The sequence below is a fragment of the Flavobacteriales bacterium genome, from assembly GCA_013001705.1.
Lineage (GTDB): Bacteria > Bacteroidota > Bacteroidia > Flavobacteriales_D > JABDKJ01 > JABDLZ01.
On the sequence record JABDLZ010000295.1, the window covers coordinates 1 to 10,897 of the forward strand.

The following is a 10,897-nucleotide window of genomic DNA, read 5'->3' on the forward strand; positions in this document are numbered from 1 at the left end:
GAACTGGCTATCATAAGGTCCCCTTCACGACCATCAGCTCTGGAATGTTCAACGCGGTGTTTCCGGCTCATGACGGAAAAGTTATCGCTGTGGGCCAAAGTCAATCCAATATCAACGGAGGAGTCAATGGCTTTGGAGTGATGCGCTTCAATGTGGATGGGAGTCTTGATCAGACTTTCTCCGGTGATGGTATGACCTTGACGAACAGCTCTGATTTCCCTAATGTATTTACTACAGGAAAAGGAAAAGCAATCATGCTCAGTGATAGCAGTATTCTCTACTTTCCTATTGTACATACCAACGGCCAGAACAGACTGGGCCTTTTGAAATTCGATAGTCAGGGGAATTTGGATACCTCTATCGGCACTAATGGGCTCTTTGTTTCGGATTTCATAGTCGCGGATACACATTGGCAATCCATGGGTGTGGCCAAGACCTCGGATGATAAGGTATATGTGAGCACTTCTCCTACGACCGAGTATTCATTCTATCTCACTCGTTTTCTACCCACTGGAGAATTGGACTCCGCATATGCTACCAATGGCTCCAGCATTGTACCTATAGGGACCGCACAGGTAGCCGCAGGCCAAATAGAGCTACTTGACGATGGATCAACTTTCCAATATGGCTCGGCAGACTGGCACCTTGGTCATGCACGTATTGTGAAACGTGATGCAGATGGAAATATGATCACGTCTTTTGGAAACCAAGGAATAGCTAGTCCAGGTACTCCCCAATTTCATGTGTTGCTCGGTGCTCTACAAGTTGCCTCTGGGAGATTCATCGGTTGGGGAGGCGGTCAAGAAATGGCCTTCTTCAAGTTCGTGGCCGATCCTGAGACCGAACGCTTCTATGAGGCTGGAGAAGATCTCGCATCATGCTTAGGTGACACCCTGACCCTGGATGCTGGCCCTGGATATCTAGATTATGCATGGAGCAATGGGGTGGACAGCCAGCACACCCAAGTGACCTATACGGGTGACTATATCATCCAGATCATGGATACCCGGGAGTGCCACGATGAAGACACCATACATGTGGAATTCTATCCTCCTCCCCCTACTCCGAGCATTGAAGTCAACGATTATGTCCTCACCACTACCGCGAGCGGGATCCTTCAGTGGTATCTCGATGGGGAGATCATCCCCGGAGCTACAGGAAATACTCTTGAAGCTGAAGTGAGCGGAGACTATACCCTGGAGGTCACCGATGTGAACGGGTGTAGCACCGTATCTGCCACGGTGACTCTTACGGGGGTCGGTCTCAGTGACTCTCTAGTGAAACGCCTATCGGTATATCCCAATCCGAGTCAAGGCACCTTCTACATACAGAATTGGGTACAAGGAACGAAGCTGAACATCCTCAATTCTCTTGGACAGGTAGTGGCTTACGAGATCACACCGCAAGGCATGCTCACCATTGCGACAGAGCAATCTGGAATCTATATGCTATATCTAGCAGATGAAAAAGAAGTATCTACTATCCGCTTGATGCTAAGATGAACTATTCGACACTGATTTCAGAAACTGCGCAAGAGTGCTAATTTGCAAGGAAGAATGACCGTGTTATGATCGGACCCACAGTATCGTCCACACCCAGACCATGTTTCCAGGTATGGATGATCCTATGCTTGATCTTGATCACATGCGAGCCTGTACAAGCTCAAAACGACCCACAAGGTTCTGATACAGATACTGCGACCGATGAATTACAATATCGTATAGAAAGAATCAGTGAGCTCCGGTCAGAAGGAGATACCACCTATTATCAGGACATTCCCGATCTGATCGCTCAGGCAGAAGAAGTCGGTCGCAGTGACCTTTGGATACTCTCTCTACTCGAATACGGCCTGTACCATGAACTGAATGATCGACTGGAATCGGCCGACAGCCTGTATTCCCAGGCCTTGAACAGAGCAAAAGAGAAGAACCTCACACGATCGGTCGGTGAGGCCTACTTTTATATCGGAAATCGATATCGATTCTCCGGCAGTTACCAGAAAGCCCTATCATACTTCGACTCGGCCATGACCCGCTATCGGCAGGTAGGTGATAGCTCACAGATAGCCAGCGTGCTGTTCAGTCAAGGGGTCATCATGGACCACCTCGGTGACCTTCGATCCTCTACCGACCATTTCTATGCAGCCTTGGACATGGCTTCAGCAATCAAGGATTCCATCCGAATGGGAAATTGTCACAATAGCTTAGGTATACTGCACATACGTGCCAAAGATTATCCCACTGCCGAATCCCACTATCGAAAAGCACTCCATATCATGCAGCGTGAGCGCCAAATGAAGGACATGGGCAATATCACGGACAACATTGGTGAAGTCCTTCGTCTTCAAGGTGAATTGGATTCTGCTCTCATCTATGGTGAGAAGGCATTGGAGATTCGGAGGAGTATACAGGATCTATACGGCCTCACTCGGGGATTACAGAATGTATCTCTCACCCATATCGAACTCCAAGACTATGAGCAGGCCGAGGCCAGATTGCTGGAGGCAAAGAGCATTCTTGAAGAAAGAAATGATCCGCACGGACTGATCGGCACTCTGAATCGATTAGCTACCGTATATCAATATCAGGGCAACAGCGAGCGGTCTGTAGCCAGTGCAGAGCAAGCGCTACTTCTAGCTCAAATGACAGGTTCTAAATACTATGAGAAATCCGTCCAGAGAAACCTCTCACACATCTACGAACAGAACGGAAGGTATCGAGAAGCATTGAGCTACTATCAAGCCTATGACCATCTAAAGGACTCCTTGTTCAATTCTGAGAATCAGACTCATCTCGATGAATTAGAAACGCGCTACCGCAGCGCTGAAAAGGATAAGGAGCTGGCCCAACAGGCCTCTTCACTCGCCCTGAAGGACGCTGCCCTTAAAAGGAGGAATCTTTGGATCGCTCTCATCTCAGGACTTTCATTGCTTATCGTACTATCCCTTTGGTCCCGAAATCAATCCATTCAACAGAAAAGAAGACTAGAGAAGGCGGAGAAAGAACAGCTCTTGGCCGAACGTAAAATAGGCTATGCTGAGGCGATGCTCAATGGGCAAGAACGAGAACGAGGTCGCATCGCTAAAGATCTACATGATGGATTGGGAGCGCTACTTGCAACAGCCAAAATGCATCTAAGCCAAGTACAAGAAGGGATCGATCAATTGGAGAAGCTCAAAGTCAGCAAAAAGGCCGGTGAATTGCTGGATACGGCCTACGCAGAAGTCAGGCGTATATCTCACGATATGATGCCGGCCTCACTGGAGAAATTCGGACTCGAAGAGGCCCTACGCAGTTTGGTCAATAACCTGAAAAGCACGGGTATGGAGGCTCAGTTGGAGGGTACATTGGGTTCGAATCGACTACTCAAGGATCTGGAATTCGCCTTATACCGTATTGCTCAAGAGGCAGCCAACAATACGCTTAAATATGCAGAAGCAGGTCGTTTCACTCTCAGACTGGATAGAAGCACAGAAACAATCCAGATGCAGATCGAGGATGACGGCTTGGGATTCGATTCTGGAGACATCTCATCCACCGGATTGGGATTGGACAACATGCGCTCGCGAGCTGGATTCTTTGATGGACATGTAGATATCGAAAGTGTTCCCGGTCAAGGAACACGCATCACTGTGAGCATACCTTTGGAACATGGCTGAACCTATCCGAGTGTTGATCGTTGATGACCATGCCATGTTTGCAGATGGTATACGTGGATTGCTTGATACAGAGAGCGACATTCTGGTCAAGGCCATCGCACATACTGGAGAATCTGCCTTAAAACAACTCATAGAGCAGGAAGTGGATGTCGTACTGCTGGACATCAACCTACCCGATATGGATGGCATCCAAGTCTGTAAGCAGATCAAAGAAGCAGGTCATGTGTGTGCGGTCATCGGATTGAGCATGCATGAAGAAGAGGCTTTCATCACCCGGATGCTAGAGCAGGGGGCCATGGGATACTTGCTGAAAAGCGCAGACAAAGTAGAGCTCATCAATGCCATACGCGCTGTCCACAATAATGAATTCTACTATAGTAAACAGGTCACCCAGACCCTCATCGATGCCTTGATGGATCATCAAGGACGCTCAAGCCATGCCCAAGAGAAAGAGAGAAGGACAGTGGTGCTCAGTGAGCGTGAACAAGAGGTCCTGCAGCTCATTGCCGAGGAATGGACCACCGGTGAAATCGCTGAAAAACTCTCGATCTCACATCATACGGTAGAGACACATAGAAGGCATCTTCTAGAGAAACTGGATGCACGCAATACAGCCGGGATGATCCGGGCCGGATTTCAACAGGGGTTCTTGAAATAAGCTGTACAGGACTTACCGGAACACCTCCAAGCGCTCTGAATCCAGCCGTAGCAGGATGAAGATCATAGCGGTGAAATTCAAGAATGAACTTCCTCCATAACTGAAGAAGGGTAAGGGTATCCCGATGACCGGAGCCAGTCCGATGGCCATCCCGATGTTTATCAATACATGCAAGAAGATGATGCTCGCCACCGAATAGGCGAATATGCGCGTGAAGGCAGACCGCTGTCGCTCTGCCAAGTGGATGATGCGCAAGAGCAATCCCATGAATAGGATGATGACCGTAGTAGTACCCAGGAATCCCCACTCTTCTCCCACTGTACAAAAGATGAAATCCGTGCTCTGCATGGGGACGTACTTGTACTTGGTCAACACGCCATCGAGAAAGCCTTTACCAGCAAATCCTCCGCTGCCTATGGCGGTCTTGGACTGAATGACATTGTATCCGGCTCCGCTCGGATCCTCCTTATGACCGAATAATACATCTATACGAGTCTTGTGGTGAGGCTTCAGAAAACTATCTGAATGGTAGATGAAACTGATGGTCCAAACAGAGATCATCGAGACGATGAGGATCATGATCAGTCCTCTGATATTCTTCTTGCGGAATCGAGGTAATACGGCCTGCTTGATGATAAAGAAGACCAGCACTCCGATCAACAGGAATGATACAGTGAGGATCACTTCTCCCGAGATTACAAATCCTGCAATGGGTTCCCATTGGGTCTTGATCAAAAAGAGCGTGGATATAGCTACCATCAACAGGCCGATACCGATGAAGATGATGTTACCGATCAAGCCCTCGCGATAGAGCACGAGTAAGAAGGCCGAGAATACCAAGAGTGTACCCGCATCTGGCTGGAGTAGGATGAGTAATGCCGGCAGTCCGATGAGTCCGAAACTCACCAGCAAAGATGTGCGTGTAGGCGTCTTCTGCCCAATATCCGAGAGATAAGTGGAGATGACCAATGCCGTCCCGATCTTGGAGAATTCAGAGGGTTGTATACCGAATCCCCCAACACCGAACCAGGATTTCGCCCCATTGACCTCCCGACCGAACAGCAGCACCGCGATAAGTAGTAGGATGACCCCACCATATATGAAAATGGCATTTCTGCGATAGAATTCTCCACTGAATAGGAGCAGCGAGAATCCGGCTACCATTCCGAGGCATATCCAGATGAATTGCATACCATATTCCCTCGAAGTATCGAAGATATTCGGGTGTTCTGGGATATAGTTGGCCGCATAGATATTGATCCATCCGATCATGATCAAGGCCAGATACATGAGCAGCAGCGGCCTATCCAGACTTCCGATGAGTTCCCCTCTAGTTCTCATGCATCAAGTCCGCATTGAGTATACGATCCTCTACCCATTTCCTCTCAGTAGGCTGCTTGGTGAGGTAACGTTCTATCATAAGGCTGGTGATAGGTGCGGCCCAGGTGGAGCCGTAACCCACATTCTCTACATACACTGCAAGTGCGATCTGAGGATTATCCTTGGGGGCAAAGGCTATGAATATGGAATGGTCCTTACCATGTGGGTTCTGTGCTGTACCGGTCTTACCACATATGGCCGTATCGTCATATTTCACTCCCCGTCCGGTTCCTCGTTCTATCACTCCTTCCATGGCATCTACCACGATATCGAAATAAGCTTCATCTATGCCGGTATGGTTCACCTCGGTGTAGGTACTGTCACTCAGTGGACTACCGTCTATTTCTCTGATGATGTGCGGTGTGATGTACCAACCCCGATTGGCAATGGTCGCACACATATTGGCCATCTGCATAGGTGTCACACCTAGTTCACCTTGACCTATGCTGAGGGAGATGATGGTATGTGGATTCCAACGCCCTTGTCCGTAGTAGCGGTCATAATATGTATGAGGCGGTACAAAACCATCCACCTCTCCGGTCATGTCCGTCTGCAGCCGACTACCTAGTCCAAAGCGCATCACATATTCACGCCACTCCTTATAGCCTTCCTCTGTACTGGGATACGAATCGAGAATATCCTTGAAGACATTGCAGTAATATGCGTTGCACGAGGTAATGATAGAATAGTCCAGCTTAAGTGGAGACTTGTGACCATGACACCCCAACCTCCTGCTCCCGAAATAATACCCACCTCTGCAGGAATGATAGGTATCTGTATCTACCGCACCCACCTGTAGTCCGATGAGAGCATTGACCAATTTGAAGGTCGATCCCGGAGGGTATTTGGCCTGCATGGCCCGGTTGAACAGGGGTTTGAGTGTATCGTTCAATAATTTGGAATAGTTCTCACCTCTTACACGCCCGACCAAGAGGTTGGGGTCGAAATTGGGATTGTTGATCATAGCCAGGATCTCACCACTGGCAGGTTCGATGGCTACGATACTCCCTCGCTTGTTCTGCATCAAGCGCTCACCGTATTTCTGAAGGTCGATGTCCAGAGCCGAGGTGATGGTACGTCCAGCTACTGATGCCGTGTCATATCGTCCACCTTCGAACTTTCCACGCACATTGTTGTGGACATCCACGAGCATGATCTCGGTTCCCTTATTTCCACGCAGCACCTCTTCGTAGATGCTCTCCACCCCATTGGCCCCTATATAGTCACCGCTTCTGTAATAGCTATTATTCTCGATGATGCGACTATTGACCTCACTGATATAGCCGAGTGCATGGGCAGCTATCGAATCGGGATATGCCCGCATGCTCCTGACTTGACTGTAGAATCCCTTGAAGTCATTTATGTGCTCAGCGATGTTGACATACTCATCGGCAGGTATCTGCTTGACGATAGCGGATGCTTTGTGATAGCTATAGTCTTTGGCACGCTGAAGCCGGTCAGCTAATACGTCTTCTTTGATCCCAACCAAACGGCAGAATGCGGTCGTATCCAAGTCCTTGACCTCCCGAGGCACGACCATGAGATCATAGACCGCGATATTTCCTACGAGGAGCTTTCCTGTACGATCATAGATCACACCCCGTGAAGGATATTTGGTGACTGCCCTTTCTGTGATCTGTGCGGCCTTGTATTTCCAATTATCATCCAAGACCTGTAATTGGAACAGTCGGCCGATGAAAATCACCGCGATCAGCAGAAAGAGTGCGATGACCAATATGCGTCTGTCCTTGAGATTCATCGATCAGATCTTTCTACGAGTGAAGAGATATACAGTGACCACACTGACCAACAATGTCATAAGTGATGTACTTATTGCCTTGACAAGTGAGGATCCCAGCCCCGCTAGGCTGAAACTCTCCAGCAAGAAGATCCATAGACTATGGGTGAAGATCACCCCTGCGGCCAATCGGAGGAACCAGAAAAGTCCCATTCTACTGATAGTAGGTCTGTCGTTGATATCGTAATCATCTCTGGGTGTAAGGATCTGGATGAAGTATGGCCGAACAAATGCTGCGAGTACTGATGCCGAGGCATGCAAGCCAGGTGAATCATAGAACATGTCTACCCCCAGACCAAGGAAGAACGAAAGCAACATGGCCAATCCAGGTGCGATACGCAAGGGCAACATGACGATGAAGAGTACATAGAGATACACCTGTGCCCTTCCACCGACCAGCACCACGTTGCTCAGCAGGAGACCTTGTACCAGTATCAAACTGATAAATCGAATGACATTATTGATGACCTGTCTATTCATCCAAAGAAATTCCTGTAGTCAATGAATCCAGTTCTTGGCGATGGAGATCCTTGATGAGCAATACACGATTGAGCTTGGACATATCTACTGCTAGCTCTATATGCACATCGAAGAAATTACCCCCTTCATCCAATTCGACCCTGTCGACAATTCCTACCTCCAGACCTGCAGGAAAACTCGATCCCGAACCTCTGGTTATCACACGGTCTCCCACTTCGATGGTCGCATCGGTGGGAATCTCTCCCAGTTTGGCCATTCTGAAGTCATCTCCAGGCCAAGTCAGATAGCCGAAGTATCGAGAATCAGCAAATTGCACGGCCAATTGGAAATCGCTGTGTATCACGGGCATGACCAAGGCATAATTCTCCGTCACACGAATCACCCTTCCCACTACGGAAAGTTCGCTCAGCACACCCATCCCCGACTCGATTCCATGACGGGTTCCTTTGTTCAGGGTAACGTAGTTATTGAGTTTGCTTTTGGAGCTATTGATGACATCAGCATACTGAAAGGAGAAGCGCTTGATGAAAAGGGTATCATCTATCAGAGCATAGTTCTTGTCTACCTGTTCAAAGGCAATTCTGGACCGCTCGATCAATGAAAGGTTCTCTTGGCCCAGCTGATCATTCTCCTCTTGAAGATGGAAGTATCCTCTGAGATCTTCTCGCATATCGTAGAGTGAACCGGACACCTCATTGACCGAACTCAGGAACACTCCGCGCTGAAATACGCTTGTGCGGAATACCAGCGAGAGACAGATGACCTGAAAGAGGATGAAGATGAGGAGATTCTTATACGAATCCAGAAAACGGATGAAATCCCTCATGACTGTAGCCTATTAACCCGTCATCAAGAATTGGAACTTACCGATATTCTTGAGTGCGATCCCGGTCCCACGGGCCACCGCCTTGAGCGGATCATCTGCAACGTGTACAGGAAGCTTGGTCTTCAATGAGATACGTTTGTCGAGTCCGCGGAGCATGGAACCACCACCAGCCAAGTAGATTCCTGTGCGATAGATATCGGCCGACAATTCGGGCGGTGTATTCTCCAGGGCACTCAGTATCGCTTCTTCTATCTTGGAAATGGACTTATCCAAGGCGTGGGCGATCTCTTTGTAGCTGACATGGATCTCCTTTGGTATACCGGTCAAGAGGTCTCTACCTCGCACGGCATAGTCTTCAGGTGGATTTTCGAGTTCAGGCACTGCGGCACCCACTTCTATCTTGATCTGTTCAGCTGTGCGCTCGCCTATGAGGATATTGTGTTGTCGCCTCATGTACTCCTCGATATCATTGGTGAACTCGTCACCTGCGATGCGGATGTTCTTGTCACATACGATCCCCCCTAATGCGATGACCGCGATCTCCGATGTCCCTCCACCTATGTCGATGATCATGTTACCCATGGGCTCTTCTACATCAATACCGATCCCTATGGCTGCTGCCATGGGCTCATGGATGAGGTAGACCTCTTTGGCCCCGGCATGCTCTGCACTGTCTTTAACTGCACGCTTCTCCACTTCTGTGATCCCTGAGGGTATGCAGATGACCATTCGCATCGATGGAGTGAACCACTTATTCTTATGCTGTATCATCTTGATCATCCCGCGAATCATCGCTTCTGCTGCTTGGAAGTCAGCGATCACTCCGTCTTTGAGTGGTCTGATGGTCTTGATGTCTTCATGGGTCTTCCCATGCATCTTCTGCGCCTGTCTACCGATGGCGATGTACTTACCGGTAGCCCTGTCCATTGCCACGATACTCGGTTCATCTACAACGACCTTGTCATTATAGATGATGAGTGTATTGGCTGTACCGAGATCGATAGCGATCTCTTGAGTGAAAAAATCAAATAAGCCCATGTCTATTCACCGTCACGATTTGAGATGCACTGTGGCAGAATCCAAGAATTCCTTCAAATGTAAGATGACTTGTAGGGGGCATATCCAGCACGATATGCAACTATCGACATTGGTTTCTTGATAAGCTCAATGCTTGAAATGACGCACCCCGGTCATGACCATGGCCATTCCGTGCGCATTGCAATAGTCGATACTCAATTGATCCTTGATCGATCCTCCAGGCTGGATAACCGCCTTGATCCCAGCCTTGTCAGCAATCTCCACGCAATCGGGAAATGGAAAGAAGGCATCACTTGCCATCACCGCTCCGTCTAGCGAGAATCCCATTCTACCGGCTTTGTCAATGGCTTGATTCAGGGCATCAACTCGACTGGTCTGGCCGGTCCCGCTGGCCAACAATTGCCCATCCTTTGCCAGAACGATTGTATTGGACTTGGTGTGTTTAGCGACACGACTGGCAAACAAGAGGTCCTGCACCTGCGCCTTGTTCGGTTTGACCTCGGTCACTTGATCAAGGTCAGAAGCCGCATCCGTCTTCAGATCCTTTTCCTGCCACAGGTGTCCATTCAATGCGCTACGTATCTGTGACTTGGCTTCGGGATAGGCTTTGATCACAAGCAGTATACGCTTCTTCTTCTGCTGCAGGATCTCTCTGGCCTGATCAGAGAAAGCCGGAGCGATGACCACCTCACAGAAGAGATCATGGATCAGCGAAGCGGTGTCGCCATCGATCTCCCTGTTGCTGATGAGGATTCCTCCGAAGGCTGAGACCGGGTCCCCGGCCAATGCCGCTTTATAGGCTTTACTGATAGTCTCCCGTGTAGCCAAGCCACATGCGTTATTGTGCTTGAGGATGGCAAAAGTGGGATCATCATCCTTGAATTCAGACATCAGCGCTACAGCTGCATCCACATCCAAGAGATTGTTGTAAGAAAGCTCCTTTCCATGGAGCTTGTCGAAGATGGCTTCCAGATCACCATAGAACACTCCTTTCTGGTGAGGGTTCTCACCGTAACGAAGCGCATTTCCTTCTCCCAATGTGATCGAGGAGTCTTGCCC

9 protein-coding genes are annotated in these 10,897 nt (G+C 48.9%); 3 read left to right on the top strand and 6 right to left on the bottom strand.

From position 1 onward, the window contains the following. From HKN79_11885 to HKN79_11895, 3 genes are all read left to right on the top strand, one after another. Positions 1-1,502, top strand: a 1,502-nt coding sequence (locus HKN79_11885; GenBank protein NNC84267.1) for a T9SS type A sorting domain-containing protein, incomplete at its 5' end; no start/stop codon positions are given. Between the two features lie 65 nt (positions 1,503-1,567). Further along, the gene (locus tag HKN79_11890) at positions 1,568-3,658 is read left to right on the top strand and encodes a sensor histidine kinase (GenBank protein ID NNC84268.1); all 2,091 of its coding nucleotides are present in this window, start codon (positions 1,568-1,570) and stop codon (positions 3,656-3,658) included. Continuing rightward, positions 3,651-4,316, top strand: a complete 666-nt coding sequence (locus tag HKN79_11895) for a response regulator transcription factor (GenBank protein ID NNC84269.1) — start codon at positions 3,651-3,653, stop codon at positions 4,314-4,316. The genes HKN79_11890 and HKN79_11895 overlap by 8 nt, the downstream gene beginning before the upstream one ends. 12 nt (positions 4,317-4,328) lie before the next feature. On the opposite strand, the gene HKN79_11900 is transcribed toward HKN79_11895, so the two are convergent. From HKN79_11900 to HKN79_11925, 6 genes are all read right to left on the bottom strand, one after another. Further along, positions 4,329-5,657 (bottom strand): rod shape-determining protein RodA, encoded by a 1,329-nt coding sequence (locus tag HKN79_11900; protein NNC84270.1) that lies wholly within the window; start codon positions 5,655-5,657, stop codon positions 4,329-4,331. Then, complete coding sequence (mrdA, locus tag HKN79_11905; protein NNC84271.1) at positions 5,647-7,455, bottom strand: penicillin-binding protein 2; 1,809 nt, start codon at positions 7,453-7,455, stop codon at positions 5,647-5,649. The genes HKN79_11900 and mrdA overlap by 11 nt, the downstream gene beginning before the upstream one ends. A gap of 3 nt (positions 7,456-7,458) precedes the next feature. Beyond that, positions 7,459-7,974, bottom strand: a complete 516-nt coding sequence (locus HKN79_11910) for a rod shape-determining protein MreD (protein ID NNC84272.1) — start codon at positions 7,972-7,974, stop codon at positions 7,459-7,461. Next, on the bottom strand, positions 7,967-8,800 hold the full coding sequence (gene mreC, locus HKN79_11915) for a rod shape-determining protein MreC (protein NNC84273.1): 834 nt from the start codon (positions 8,798-8,800) through the stop codon (positions 7,967-7,969). The genes HKN79_11910 and mreC overlap by 8 nt, the downstream gene beginning before the upstream one ends. A gap of 12 nt (positions 8,801-8,812) precedes the next feature. Beyond that, positions 8,813-9,838 (bottom strand): rod shape-determining protein, encoded by a 1,026-nt coding sequence (locus tag HKN79_11920; protein ID NNC84274.1) that lies wholly within the window; start codon positions 9,836-9,838, stop codon positions 8,813-8,815. A gap of 126 nt (positions 9,839-9,964) precedes the next feature. Continuing rightward, positions 9,965-10,897 (bottom strand): bifunctional phosphoribosylaminoimidazolecarboxamide formyltransferase/IMP cyclohydrolase PurH (locus HKN79_11925; GenBank protein ID NNC84275.1); only part of this gene is annotated, 933 nt, incomplete at its 5' end.